Origin of the sequence: Methanobacterium sp. BAmetb5 (genome assembly GCF_003491305.1) — an archaeon.
Lineage (GTDB): Archaea > Methanobacteriota > Methanobacteria > Methanobacteriales > Methanobacteriaceae > Methanobacterium.
In genome coordinates this window covers 1,837,501-1,851,851 of the sequence record NZ_CP022706.1, presented here as the reverse complement: position 1 = coordinate 1,851,851, position 14,351 = coordinate 1,837,501, and the positions used below count along the sequence as shown (strand labels likewise).

Here is a 14,351-nt window from a genome sequence, read left to right as displayed (position 1 = left end):
CTATAAATGTGGGTTAAAATAGTAAATATTTTCAATTTGAATAAATCAAGGATTATTAAAAATGAAAATTGATGGGTTTTTTATAATAGATAACTAAGTACTTTCATTATTATTATAAATAAAATTAAACCGACAAAAAAATATTTCTTAAATTTTTCATTGGTTCTTAAATCAATTTTGAATATTTTTTCTAATTTATCCGGAAATAGAGTAATTGTTTCAAATATTAATCCTACTAGAAAACCTATATTCATTGCATCCGCAGTGATGACATTACCACTGAAGAAGGATAAAAAGATCATAGTTCCAATTGAGGTACCAAGCCCAATCATAAAAGAATATATAAAAATTATATTACCCAAAGGTGAGTTTCCCTTACTGGTCTTTTTAGAAATATTCATGGTATTCTTAAAGACTTTTGGCCTTAACTGAATCATGATAGCAGGATAAAGGAACCATAAACAGATAAATGCAAAGATCATCAGGCGCATGTAGTTGATTTCTTCCATAATTAATCACCAATTTCGTTTTTTTATTTAAATGGTTGATTTAATATTAACCTTCATAATATGGGATTTTTTAAATTAAAATGGGCATTACGATTATTTAACCATTTGTATTTCTAAGAATGATAAAAAAAATGAACAATCCCGTGATTCAACAGGTTCCATAGAGTTAACAGATTATTTATGGTTTGTTTCCTTCCAAATTAGATGGGCATAAAAAAAAGAGGTTAAGGCAAATTGATGAAATATTTGGAGGAAAAATATCATTATGAATTTGCATAAATATTATTGTGCAGCAGTGTTTGAACTAAAAGGCATTATGATTCCTTTTCCCGCATTATGTGACCTATTTCTTTAAATTTTCCCGGTATTCCCTCATGATTTCTCTATAATTACTTTTTAACATGATTAATACCATAGCCGCCGTTATAATGGCGAGTACAATAACCATTGCTGTTTCTACGTTTCTGGTGAAAATTATCACCACAAAGGGGGATGAAAAAAGAACCACCAAAGAAAGCCATCCCTGCCAGCGCACAGGCTTGGGGAAGCCACCAACTTCATATTTAAGCCAATATTTTTCAGGATTTTCGGTAGTGAACCCTTCATTTAATTCATCAGATGATATGTCATCGTGGGGTATACTCCTTCGAATTAACCAGCTCGTGACCAGCATAATAATCGTGGCCACCCCCATTATGAGGGATAAGGTGAGATTATTAAAAATAATACCCATTAAAATAAAAAGGCTTACTGCAAATACAAAGGATCCAGTCCAGGATAAAACTTTCACTTGTTTATTGGGGGGATTTTGGGGTTTAAAAGAATAGTAAAAGGTTAAAATAATACCGGAGCTCATGGTTAAAAGTAATATGTAGAATACTGTGTTCTGTGGAGGTATCAGGAAATATTCCAAAATAAACATCAGGGCGGAAGCCACAACCAGGATTATGCCCGCAGTTATATCCTGATTTTTACCCCTAAACATGATGAAGGTAAAAATGGTAATCCCCACGAACATTATTATGGGACCCATGGCGTTTTGAACCAAAACCACCGAAAATAGACCCAATAATACATTGAAAATAGCCAAGTACTTCAAACCCTTGTAATTCTTCATTGATAATCACCATTTAATATAAATTAATACCAGATGGATTGGTAATTATTTAATGAATGTTAATGTATAAAAAATAAATGATAGAATTATCATCCAGGGGAGACATTTACCACTTAAAGTGTGTTGATACTATTTAAAACAAATTATATTTCAATTAAGCTTTTTTCGTCAAACCACATACTACCTTCGGTAGGATTTTTAACAGATACATCTTGGTATACCATGATCCATCAGTTGTAGGAGGAGTTACGGTCATTTTTTGTTCAAAGTAGACCTTATGTGGGTGTATTCGTTCCTTCTTATCAACTACGATGCCTTCAAATCCTAATTTTACATTTCGTACTTTTTTACCCAATCTTATCAATTAAATCCCTCTAATTTACTTAATTTCAAACGGTTTATCTGGTGTGAGATGAAAATTTCCCCCATAGATTAAAGGTTTCCCCATAGATTAGGGGTTTCCCCATTAATGAAAGGTTTAACTTATCGTCCCACCGTTTTACATGAGTATAGTCATCGATTACCAATAATCATCGAACAATTTTCGAATATTCCTATACTCTAAAATGCCATATAATATGTGGCAAATTCTATAAACACACATTTAAATAATCTATATACTAGATTAAAACTAAATAACCACAAGGTTTATAGAAATTCCCCTTATTTAATTGAAATAACCGTTGCCATATTTAATATTTGTGATCGTTTAATTAATAGAAGTTACAATTCTTGTTTTGTTGGACAGGTCTTTGCAACTCGTTATAATTACTCTAAAAAACTAGAATCAAAACTAAATAAAGAAAACTGGAGTCTTCTAAAAGAGATTTTATCCAAACTCACAGATTAAATTCGAGTGAATGGTTTGAAGGATAGGGATAATTATCCTAATTCCATTCCTTATTTTAGATTTGTTTAATCGATCCCTTTTTAACGTAACCTTTTCCCCCGCATACTTCACATTTTTTACTGTTAGGCTTGAAAACTCTACCATACTCACAGTTGGGGCATGTTTGGTTACCTATCATTCCAGTTCCTCCACATGAAGAACAATCCACCCACTGTCCCACTAATCCAGTTCCTTCACACATGGGACATTTTTCTAGGGATTGTCCAGCCTGAACATTGCTACTTGACTCCCGGATGACTGTGGTAGTATTGTTTGAACTATTCAGTCCCGTTTGATTAGTGGCATTGTTTGCCGGGGCAGTTATCTTAATTAAAATAAGTGCAGAAACAGCTGCTACTGCAGCAATCAGAATAACTACTATTACAATTAAATATTTGGTTTTTATTTCCAAGGAATATCTCCTAAATTTTACTTTAATTCAACAAGGAGTTTATTTAGCTCCGAAACACTAATAACAGGCTTTATCCATTCAAGTGAAACTTCATTTTTCAAGTTAGCATGTCTTCTCTTATAATTGTGAGAAGAATTTAATGACATTATCCTTAATCTGTGTGGAATATCTCAAGCACTCAACACGCACTCAACACGCACTCAACACGCACTCAACACGCACTCAACACGCACTCAACACATGTTCTATGCAGACAGATAATTATGATGTTAAGATAGAATATAATGTGCATATCGCCCCTTTCCTTCAAGAGAGATAAAACCTTTATCCACCAATTCTTTTAAATCATTTAGTGCTGTTCTTTCTTTAATTTCAGGATTTATTTCCCTGTATTGGCTATTTGTTATTTTTCCATGTTTTAGTAGATAATCTATTGCTCTTTGTTGCCGTATACTTAATTCGCTCTTCTTAGTTTCTATGAATTTATACTTCCTAAGAGTAACCACTAAGCTTCCAGATTTGATCTCAAAGAGAGGCTCAGGTAAACCCTGTTCCAGACAAAAATCGATGATCCTTTGCGTTCCAGTTCCCCATCTTTCTATAAATCCAATTTTAAAGAAAAATTCAGCTATTAATGGGTTTCTGCGAATAGATTCATGTTGGTTTTTTAGATCTTCAATTGTTAACGGTTTAGGCAGAGGTCCACAACCCCATATCTCCATTCGATCGTCAAATATGCGTATTTGAACACTAGAATTGATTCTGTAATCCCTGTGGCAGATTGCATTGGTAATTGCTTCTCTTATTGATTCAATAGGATATTCAAACTCTTCAACACGCTCTGATCCCTCTATCCTCGCACTTCTTCGGATATGTTTTTCCGCAAACCGCAATGCATCATCTCTTTGATCAATGATACTGGCCTTAAAATCATGCATATCCTCAAATTCAAGTGTGTCAACACCTTTAAATTTTCCACATTGCGTAAATGCCTGTAAAACAAATTTTTGGGGGTTTTTTCCAAAAAGTAGGATGGCAGCATTAGTTAATTTTCCATCTCTTAGAAGATCAAGTCGAGATAATGCTTCTTCTATAGGGGATTTAGGATCTAAATCTAAATTTCTTTTAAGGACTGCAAGTTTTAGAAAATCAGTCAATTTGTTCCCATCAATATCTTCAAAACTTGCTTCGGTAACTACCTGTTCATCCCATGAGGTAACCCTATGTTCAGTAGTGATCAGGTTCCTAATTTCAGTTGAAGAAAGTTTCTGGTTCGTCCTTCCAACCCTTATATAAGCTTTATCTCTGTAGAAAACAGGTTTTGAAGTGCTTTCTGAAACTTCAATTGAAATAATTGTTTTGCCTTCTTGCTCTGAATAACCAACAGATGGAAAAATTTGAGGGTCAGTTTCTCTCCTTATATTGTTTGCAAGTCTTTCTAGAGTATTTCTCCCAATATCTACCCCAACAACATTACGATCATTAGTTACACCTACTAAGATCGTTCCACCCCTTCTATTGGAAAACGCAGATATGGTTTTTAATATTTCATCCATTTCAGATAGGGAAGTCTTGAATTCAACATTTTCCGTCTCATCATCTCTAAGAAGTTCAGAAATTCCCATTTATCATCCCTCGATAATGATTTTGAATTTTAATGTTTTAATTAGTTTCAAATTCAATTCAGAATCATTAAAATAGGTTACTTAATATTTATTATTAAGATTCAAATTTGATATGATTTACCCTAGAACACGTGAGAAGTAATATATAAAATTAAATAATTACTATCATCATATCTAAAAAATTTCGATAATTTCAGAAAAATTAGAATCACTCCTCAAAGGACCCAATAGCCTCGAAAACTTCTTTTTTAAATTTAGCATTTTCAATCTCCCGATGTGGGTTCAGCCTAGTAAGTATCATGACCGGCATTATTTGTTTGATTTTCAATATAAAAGAATTCTCATCATTTTTAAATATTTTAGCCATTATTATTAGGGGATTTACAAATTCACGTAGATATAAAGTTAATTTTTTTATTTAAGCAGAAATTAACAATTTTATTTTTTCTTCTACATCTTGAATGTCATATTTATCAGATATGCAAATGAGTTCACAGTTATTCTCATCACATAATCGTTTTTTACGTTTATCCCTTTTTTGCAGTTTTTTAAAAGCTTTCTTTCCACCAAAATAAGATACCGGTTTGAAATGTTGTATGCCTTGATATTCGATCCCTATACTCCTTTCTGGAAAGAAAATATCCAGATGTTGTTGGCCTAACCATGAAGGTTTGCCATGTTGTATAATAATTTCATTTGGAAATAATTCTTTTATTTTTTTAAATAATAATGTTTCATTGATCCAATTTTGGCCTACTTCTGGCAAACCGTTGGCTTTTCTAACTTTGTTTTCAGCGTTTCTAATTAATTTTCGAGTATAATTAATGAATGCTTTTAGAATTATAGTAGGTACAATAAATTTCATAGAAGAATCAAAATCATCTAAATAGTCTTTAGATCGAACTTTAGGAAAAGGTATAAAATAAAAATACTCTTCGTTTGGAAATTGATGCCCATATTCCATTCCTTTCTGTTCACGTGAATAATGAAATTTCAACTCATTAAATTCGTATTTATCATCAAAGTATTTACCTAATATAATTAAATCATTATCTTCTAATGAAACACAAATATAATTCCATTTTGTCCTTTTTAACTTATCTGGATCCTTTTTTGATGAATAAAATATATGATCATGGATAAAATGGGAAATTAAATGTTTATTATATTTAATATAATTTTCATTTATCATTTCATCTAAAGAAACTTGGATTTCATTTTTATATTTTTCTCCAACTTCACTTAGACTATCTTTATCACTTAAATTTAAAATAATCTCACCGTTAATTAAACCCTTTTCTGAGGAGTCCAATAACATGGCAAATATAAATAAGTCTTCATAGGAATCTAATCCTGCTTTTTTCTTGTAATAAAAAGATTTTTCATATTCTTCAAGTGTAAAATATGCTCCAGATTTCCAGTTGTTTAAGTCTAGATGCAAATCCGTGTTGTTATAACTATTTTCAACAAACTCAAAATTAGAAAGTAAATTTTTAATATTTTTGTCTTCAGAGAATTTATGCACTGTTTCATATAAAAACATGTAGATATAATTTTTATTTTCTTTAAATTCCATAGGATTTCTTTTATGCAAATTTGATAACCATAACTCATAAGAAGATCTTTCTTCAGGAGAAGCATCTTCAAGAATGTATGCTTTCTTGTAATTATCTAATTCTCCTCTTCGATAAAGTATGGTTTTAGCTTTCTTCCGTACAAGTTTACTCTCATCAGTTAATGCTTTCTTAATGAACTGAATTGAAGTATTATCTATTCGACCTAATTCATGGATAACCGCTTTTCGCACATAGGGATCTTCATCATCAAAATATTCTTTTAAAATAGGAGCTACATTATAATTTGCTAATTTAGTTAATAGAGGAATAGCAAGTTCTCTTATTTTAGAATCTTCATCCTTCAGGGCATCTTCAATATAAATCAGCAACTGATCATTATCATACTTTTTTACAACTTTTAAAGAACTATCTGCAACACTGATTTTATTTTTGACAGAATTTAACAGATTTTCTCTTAAAATCCATATATCCAATAATCGCTTTGATTTCTCTGTAATCGTATCTGACTTGAAAGTATCTAGTTTAATATCAGTTTTTAATTTAATTATATCCTCATCTAACTTAACAATATGCTCATATTCCCCTTTAATTTCTTCCAATAAAGTTTTTAAATTATTATGAAGAGTTGAAAACACATTTAAGCTAACTCTTCTTGTTAATTCTAACATCATTCTTTTTCTTACTGTTTTATTCTCATCGCTCAATGCTTTCAAGACGGATTTACTAATTATTTCGTGACATCTTATAAATTCTGCAATATCAAGGTTTTTATCAATATTATAAATATCATTAAGCCTATAAAGATACCAAATAGCCCATGCTACTTTAACCCTTACTCTAGCACTATCATCTTCGATTAACTTACAAATAGACTCTATTGCATTAGAAGGAATTATGTTAATCAATAAGTCAATTGCATTATATTTAATAACCCAATCTTCATCTTCAAGTAGTTTAATATATAAATCAAAGCATCTTTTATCAGGCATCCCATTTAAAGCTTTAATAGCGCCCCTTCTTACATTCTTATTAGGATTTTTCAATTCATTTATTAAAGGTTCCCTAGAACATTTCTTGATTCTTATTAGGCTCTTGATGCATATTGATCTAAATCCCCTATCTGGATGTTTTAAAGAAGTAATTAGTGGATCTACAGATCTTTTATCGTGAAAATATCCTAAAAATTCGGCGCATTGTTTATTAATGGAGATATTGTCTGATTCTAGTCCAGAAATAATTATAGAAAAATTTTTATCAATGAAATTAATGGATTTTTTGTAGTTTTCATAATCTCTTTTTGATATTAATCCATCTTCCATTTTCAATATAGATTCAACTGTCAGGAAACGATATGGTCTTGTTTCAGTGTGAGGATTAGTTATATAATCCAAATACTGTTCAAGCATTTCATCTGTTAAGTTTCGTGTTCTCATTTCCTATTAAAATCCTCATAAAGCAAATCAAACAAAGCCAATTTCAATTTATCCCTTAATTTCTCATTATCAGCCACTCGCTTGTAGAAATCCATATTACTCTTCAAAAGTCCGGTCATTTCCTGGTTGAAATATTTGTCAAATACTGCCCGCACATTCTCCGGAGAATTGTGTTCCATTTTCTTAACCAGTTCATCATTCTCCAGAAGGTTGTCTTTCACTCTTTCCAGGAATACGCGGTCATCATCGGTAAAGTCCGTGCCAAATGCATCGTTGAGATCATGGATGATCTGGGATAATTTTGCCTTTTCTTCTTCTCTAAAACCAGTATCTCCGGCTGAAGGTGGTTTTAATCCTTCACCACCACTTAGTTCTAAGGATATTTCACCTTTATCCACTACCTTGTAGGAATCCATATCCACATCCTCCCGGACACTGAAGGGCAAAGGATTGTCAATGGTTGGAAGCTTCTTAATCAGATATTTGTTGAAAATAAACAGTTTTTCCAGATACACATCACTGAAGGGCATTAGCTGAGATAGGAATGAATAAATATTCTGGTATCTGCGCAGAGCCTTCTTAAAACCAACCTGACCCTCTTTTTCCAGTTTAACAAAATCATTTTTAACCTGATCCAGGATGTGGTGGAGTTCTGGCTGCTTGGAACCCTTCTTGTAAGCGTTGACAAATTCATCAACCTCATCCATGTCAAATATATGGTAATCCAGGAGTTTATCCTGTAATTCATAGAGTTTATGAGGGTCCGTGCCTTCCTCCAAGTAGGTAGCTTGGTAGTATGGTTCGAAGGATTTCAGGATGGTCTCAGTTTCATTGGCAAAGTCAAGGATGAGTGTATCGCTCTTGTGGTTGGCTATCCGATTGACCCTGCTCAGGGTTTGAACTGCTGCCACACCGTTTAAGGATTTATCCACGTACATGGTGTGCAGTAGTGGCTGGTCAAATCCGGTTTGGTACTTGTTGGCCACAATTAAAATCCGGTAGGGATCCTCCACCAAGGCGTTTTCAATACTTTTATTCTGGGGGAGGTTATTCATGGAGTTTTCAGTGTAACTCTTCTCATCATGCTTAACCTCACCGGTGAAAGCTACCAATGTCTTAATTGGAAAACCATTGGCTTTTATGTACTTATCAAAGGCTTTTTTGTACAGTACTGCGTGTAATCGGGATCTCGTAACCAGCATGGCCCGAGCAGTGCCTTTGATCTTGTTCCTAGTGGAGTTCATGAAGTGGTCCACCATGATCTCGGTTTTGAGGCGGATGGCATGGGGATGTTCTTCCACGAACTTCCTGAGCACCCTTTTGGCTTTCCTTTCTTCAAACTCAGGATCATCCTCTATGGTCTTAACCAGGTTGAAATAGGTTCCGTAGGTTAAGTAATGCTGCAGAACATCCAGGATGAATCCTTCTTTAATGGCCTGTTTCATGGTGTACTTGTGAAATGGCCAGAAGTTACCGAGATCGTTCATGGTTCCGAACATTTCCAGGGTCTTACCCTTGGGGGTGGCCGTGAAGGCAAAGAAACTGATATTTTGCAGGTTACGGAAGGATTCAATTTCCCTTAAAAGTTCTTCTTCCACCTCATCATCCACATCGTCCAGTAATTCTGCTTCTTCCAGACTGTTGGTGGTAAGAACCTGTTTCATCTTCCTTGATAGGGTCCCAGTTTGGCTGCTGTGTGCCTCGTCAATTATAACTGCGTAGTTCCGGAGCTCCATATCCCTTACTTCCTCCAGGATGAAGGGGAATTTATGGAGGGTAGTGACCACGATATTGCTACCAGTCTGGAGGGCTTCACCTAACTGCTTGGAGTCCTTATCAATGACTTCAACTGTTCCTTTCCTTTTTTCTATGGCTTTAACCTGTTCCTGGAGTTGTTTATCAATCACTTTCCGGTCGGAAACCACAATTACCATGTCATAAACCCGTTCATCGCAGGGATCGAACTTCTTGATAAGTCCATGGGCCAGCCAGGCAATGGTTTTACTCTTACCACTACCGGCACTGTGCTCTATGAGGTAATTCTTACCCGGACTGCAGTCGCCCAAGAGCAGGTTCACACAGTCCAGCTGATGGTATCTGGGGAAAATTGGGGTTTCTTTCTTGGTTTTTTCATCCTTTTCAATGTAGATGAAGTTGGATAGGAGGTTGGAGAGTTTGTTCACCTGGAGGATGTCGTTATAGAGGTAGCAGGTTTTGTAGTCGTTGCGGACTTCAGGGTTTTCCAGTCCCTTGTTGAAGGGTAAAAAACGGGTTTGGCGTCCTTTTAGTTTGGTGGCCATGTAGATCTTCTGGTCACTCATGGCAAAATGAACCAGACAGCGCTGGAATAACTTCTCCCGTGGGTCACGGTCGTTCTGGTACTGTTTCATGGCGTTTTCCACACCCTGACTGAAACTGTCCTTCAGTTCAATGGTCAGAATGGGCAAACCATTAATAAAAATCACTAAATCAATACGATTTCCACTTTCGCGGTCCTCATATTCCAGTTCATCAATAACCGAGAAAATATTAGAAGAAAACTTCTCAAAAAGGTCAGGATTACGGTTATTATTGGGTTGAGGATAGAATAAGTCAAAGTAAGCTCCAGCGTCACGGAATCCATTACGCAGAACATGGATGGTGCCTTTATTATCAATCTCGTTTATCAGACGATAGAAAAACTTCTCTTCAGATTTCTCACCGTACACCCGTTTGAATTTCTCCCAGTCACGAGGCTGAGTATCCATAACAAACTGGAGAGTTAACTCAGGGTCTAAACACATTGCCTTATGATAATTCCGGATACTATTTCGACGAACATAACCCGTACTTTCCAGATGATTGATAATATCGTTCTGGAATCTTTTTTCAGTGGTGTCTGTACTCACACTGCCACCTCCCGGACATCCACTTTACCTGTGACCACGTGGTGGATTAGGGATTTTTTGTATTCTTTAAGGAAAGATATTTTCTCTTCAATTTTCAAGATTATTTCATCAATTTTTGGTATTTCATTATCTAAAAATTTCACAATTTGTCTTTGTTGTGATAGTTTAGGTGTGGGAATATTCAATTCATCATATTTTTCGGCAGAAACATTTTCAATTGTGGATTGTGTTGAAACAACCTTTATCCACTCTTTGTAAGATTTAGACAGAGAATAATATAACAAAAATTGAGGCTCAAGTAATTCGTTATTTGTCACGTAACGAATCATATATCCTGCAAAACAACAATTCCCATCATCCTGGGAGTAATAATAAACTTTGCCCACTGTTGCACCACTTCTAGCAAATAGTACGTCCCCTTCTTCTAAAACAAAGCCCCTAGCATTTTCTTTACTGAGATACGCATATGAATCTTTTTTTAATCCCCCATTATCATTAACATCAGTGATTCTAACATATCTATAATCAAATTTATTTTCATTATATTCTGGTTCTTCATTAGCTCCATATTGGGCTTTCTTGGCTGTCAAAAATTTAAGCCTATTAACATCCCAATCATCAGGTATCCTGCCGATCCATTCCACCCCTGAATCCTTCATCTTCACTGTGGGGTCCAGACCCTTGGTCACCACATGATTTATCAGGGCAGTTCTTTTTTCCTTGAGAAGTTCAATAAGACCGGTGTCTTTTTCAATTGTCAAATCGATTTCTGAAGTTTTTTTATCTAAAAATGATGATATTTTTCTTTGTTCATCAATAGGAGGAACACATACTACCATATTTTGTATCTGATGCGGGTTAGCTCGGGGCATTTTAACCCCATATGTTAAGGCATTAATAATGTTAATAAAACGATGCGATAATAACTGATGGAAAATAAAACGATTATTAACATCTCCATTTACACTGAAAACAACTAATTCAGTTGTGCAAACACCATCAAAAGGTGCTTCAACAACTTTAGCTAGATAAGGCCTCAATTTTCCAAATAGAATATCTCCTTTGTGAAATAAATTGACTGAACTATCAACTTTGTCCATTTGATTATCAGTTAAGACACCTGTCCAAGATTCTATATGCTCTAATCCAACATAAGGAAGATTATCTGGTTTTTTATTTAATTTATCAGTGGAAATATGAGCTATGTATTTTAATTTTTTTGCTTCCCAATTTTTAGGAATTTCATCAACCCATTTCACCCCAGAATCCTTATATTCATGATAAGGTTCAAATTTCATCCAAATCCTCCTTAATAAGTTCCTGGATCTCAGCAGTGACCTTCTTTATATCAGCTTCAATCTCTTCCAAGGGCCTTGGAGGCTGGTACTGGTAGAAGTACTGGGTGAAGTTTATTTCATAACCGATCTTGTCCTTCTTACGGTTCATCCAAGCATCAGAATAATACGGCAGGACTTCCCTCTGGAAGTATTCATCAACATCATCCTTTAGTGGAATCTTCTCTGTGTCCCTATGTTTAGGATCTGGCTTCATGTTGCCTTTGGCATCAGTCACATAGTCTGCAGTATCATCATGCTCGGATAATGCCATTATAATATTTTTTATAAAGGCAGGTGAAAGTTTGAATGGTTTTAGTGCCTCTTTTATTCTCTTTTCAAATTCATCCCAGTTTTTGTAGTGTTGGTCGATTTTTTGGAGAGATTTGATGATCTCGTTCTGTAACTCTTTTCCCTCATTTTCTTCCCGGAGTTTGGTCTCCGGATCTTTACTCTTGCTTGCTGCTAACTTGCTGAAGGCATTAACAGCATAGAGATTCTCCAGTCTTTCTTTGTTTACCTCGAAGTTCAGCTGTAATGGTCTTTCCACAGTTACCTTAGTGTAGCCGAAGTCCTCATTATCAAAGACTTTGATCACATCGTTCTCATCGAATTTACAGTACAGATCCAAAATATCATCAATATCCTTGTCACTGAGCTGGTGTCTCTTGTTTCCCAGGCTCTTCCGCATTTTTATGTATTTCTGGGAGGCATCCACCAGCTGAATCTTACCCTTCCTTTCTTCTGGTTTCTGGTTGGTGAGGACCCAGATGTAGGTCCGGATACCGGTGTTGTAAAATAACTGATCCGGAAGTCCAATTATGGCTTCCAGGTAATCGCTTTCAATTATCCATTTTCTGATGTTGCTCTCACCGGATCCGGCATCTCCAGTGAAAAGTGGCGAACCATTTGTGATTACTGCTATCCTTGATTTTTCATCTATCTTCATCTTGGATAGCATGTGCTCCAGGAATAGTAACTGGCCGTCGTTTATTCTGGGCAGTCCTGCACCGAATCGTCCTTCAAATCCCTGTTCAGCTTCCTTCATCACCGCATCTTTATCCTGCTCCCACTTACGGCCGTAGGGTGGATTGGAGATCATGAAGTCGAATCTGTCAGTTGGAAGCTGGTCTTCAGATAAGGTACTGGAGGGCCCCTTGATGTTATCAGAGATTTCTCCCTTAATGAGCATATCCGCTTTGCAGATAGCATAAATCTCCTGATTGATTTCCTGACCGTATAAAACCACGTCTGCTGTGGTGTTGAATTCTCTTATGAAATTCTCACAGCTGGTGAGCATTCCCCCGGTTCCACAGGCAGGGTCGTATATTTTTATAATCAGGTTAGGGTCATTGAGATGAATACCATTTTCAATGAAAATGAGGCTGGTCATTAACTTAACCACATCCCGTGGTGTGAAGTGCTCCCCTGCTTCTTCATTGGATTGTTCTGAGAATTTCCTGATTAATTCCTCAAATATGGTTCCCATCTCATGGTTGGAAACCTTGTCCGGGTGTAAATCCACCCGGGATTCTGAAAATTTCTTAATGAGTAAAAATAAAAGGTTAGCCTTGGACAGGCGGCTGATATGGTTTTTAATGTAGAAATTATCGAATATATCCTGGATGTTGGGGCTGAAGCTGTCCAGGTAATGCATCAGGTTCTCTTCAATATGATCCGGGTCCTGAATAAGGGATTTGAAATCATATTTTGAATAGTTGTAGAACCCTAACTCATTACCATCCTGATCCACTGCAGCTCTACTGAGAATAGGTTCCAGATTACCAATGGTATCCTTATAATTATTGTAATTGTCCAGAACATCCTTTTTAGAATATTCCAGCACACTGTCAAATCTTTTAAGAACTGTGAAAGGAAGGATGACTTTCTGGTATTCGTTCCGCTTGTATGCACCTCGTAATAGGTCTGCTAAGTCCCATATGAATGTTACTTTTTCTTGAAAGTTGTTGCTCATAGTTTCCCCTGATAAACAATATTGATAATCACTTTAGCAAAGTTAATCTTAAAATTTACTATTTTAATCTGGAAACCCAACACTAGCCATTAAATTTATTATGATAACACAACAATGTTACCATGGCCCTATTTCTGAATTGACTCTATTTCTGAATGTAAAAAAAATAACTCCCCCCTACTTTCCCAAATAAACAATATTCAGCTTACAATAACAATTTTCCTTCATTTATGAAAATTGATATAAACTTTTCTATTTGTTTATGAAGTGAATACTTTATATCAATAGATAGGTTAGAATATTCTGTGTAATCTGTTTATCCAGCATAAGGGAGGTGAAAAGATAAGAAAGCAAGCGATTACATGCAGATATTTAATCCCTTTACTACTCATATCCATAACTCTACTATTTTGTGCTAGTACTGCTTTTGCAACGGATGAAGCTATTTTTGTGAATGGTTTATCGGGAAACGATGCAAATGATGGTTACACTCCGGATACAGCAAAATTAACCATTAGAAACGCCACGGGAACCGTAAGTTCCAATGGAGTGATAACCATTGCTGATGGTGTTTACACCGGAACCGCTAACA

9 protein-coding genes (1 of these 9 running past the window's edge) are annotated in these 14,351 nt (G+C 35.2%); 1 reads left to right on the top strand and 8 read right to left on the bottom strand.

Annotated elements, in window-relative coordinates; all coding sequences use genetic code 11:
- Positions 1-80: 80 nt before the first annotated feature.
- The 8 genes from CIT02_RS09080 to CIT02_RS09045 all read right to left on the bottom strand — a co-directional run bounded on the left by CIT02_RS09080 (position 81) and on the right by CIT02_RS09045 (position 13,759).
- On the bottom strand, positions 81-509 hold the full coding sequence (locus CIT02_RS09080; protein ID WP_292611749.1) for a hypothetical protein: 429 nt from the start codon (positions 507-509) through the stop codon (positions 81-83).
- Positions 510-852: 343 nt separating this feature from the next.
- Entirely contained in the window at positions 853-1,626 is a 774-nt protein-coding gene (locus tag CIT02_RS09075) for a hypothetical protein (RefSeq protein ID WP_292611747.1), read from the bottom strand.
- Positions 1,627-2,531: 905 nt separating this feature from the next.
- Positions 2,532-2,927, bottom strand: a complete 396-nt coding sequence (locus CIT02_RS09070; RefSeq protein ID WP_292611745.1) for a hypothetical protein — start codon at positions 2,925-2,927, stop codon at positions 2,532-2,534.
- Between the two features lie 269 nt (positions 2,928-3,196).
- Positions 3,197-4,552, bottom strand: coding sequence for a helix-turn-helix domain-containing protein (locus tag CIT02_RS09065; RefSeq protein WP_292611743.1), 1,356 nt, complete (start codon positions 4,550-4,552; stop codon positions 3,197-3,199).
- A gap of 418 nt (positions 4,553-4,970) precedes the next feature.
- Complete coding sequence (locus tag CIT02_RS09060) at positions 4,971-7,562, bottom strand: HEAT repeat domain-containing protein (protein ID WP_292611741.1); 2,592 nt, start codon at positions 7,560-7,562, stop codon at positions 4,971-4,973.
- Positions 7,559-10,450 carry a type I restriction endonuclease subunit R gene (locus tag CIT02_RS09055; RefSeq protein WP_292611739.1) on the bottom strand — a complete coding sequence of 964 codons (2,892 nt, stop codon included), beginning with the start codon at positions 10,448-10,450 and terminating at the stop codon, positions 7,559-7,561. The genes CIT02_RS09060 and CIT02_RS09055 overlap by 4 nt, the downstream gene beginning before the upstream one ends.
- Positions 10,447-11,748 (bottom strand): restriction endonuclease subunit S, encoded by a 1,302-nt coding sequence (locus tag CIT02_RS09050; protein ID WP_292611737.1) that lies wholly within the window; start codon positions 11,746-11,748, stop codon positions 10,447-10,449. The genes CIT02_RS09055 and CIT02_RS09050 overlap by 4 nt, the downstream gene beginning before the upstream one ends.
- On the bottom strand, positions 11,738-13,759 hold the full coding sequence (locus tag CIT02_RS09045; RefSeq protein ID WP_292611735.1) for a class I SAM-dependent DNA methyltransferase: 2,022 nt from the start codon (positions 13,757-13,759) through the stop codon (positions 11,738-11,740). Before CIT02_RS09045 ends, CIT02_RS09050 begins: the two co-directional genes overlap by 11 nt.
- A 450-nt stretch (positions 13,760-14,209) precedes the next feature.
- Between CIT02_RS09045 and CIT02_RS09040 the strand changes: the two genes are divergently transcribed.
- Positions 14,210-14,351: the 5' portion of a hypothetical protein gene (locus tag CIT02_RS09040; protein WP_292611733.1), read on the top strand. It continues 1,625 nt past the right edge of the window; only the first 142 of its 1,767 coding nucleotides appear in the window; its start codon is at positions 14,210-14,212; its stop codon lies off the right edge, out of view.

What these genes read in the sequence shown, in the direction of transcription:
- CIT02_RS09080 (WP_292611749.1), bottom strand. Translation starts at nt 509, where the DNA reads ATGGAAGAAATCAACTACATGCGCCTGATGATCTTTGCATTTATCTGT.
- CIT02_RS09075 (WP_292611747.1), bottom strand. Translation starts at nt 1,626, where the DNA reads ATGAAGAATTACAAGGGTTTGAAGTACTTGGCTATTTTCAATGTATTA.
- CIT02_RS09065 (WP_292611743.1), bottom strand. Translation starts at nt 4,552, where the DNA reads ATGGGAATTTCTGAACTTCTTAGAGATGATGAGACGGAAAATGTTGAA.
- CIT02_RS09060 (WP_292611741.1), bottom strand. Translation starts at nt 7,562, where the DNA reads ATGAGAACACGAAACTTAACAGATGAAATGCTTGAACAGTATTTGGAT.
- CIT02_RS09050 (WP_292611737.1), bottom strand. Translation starts at nt 11,748, where the DNA reads ATGAAATTTGAACCTTATCATGAATATAAGGATTCTGGGGTGAAATGG.
- CIT02_RS09045 (WP_292611735.1), bottom strand. Translation starts at nt 13,759, where the DNA reads ATGAGCAACAACTTTCAAGAAAAAGTAACATTCATATGGGACTTAGCA.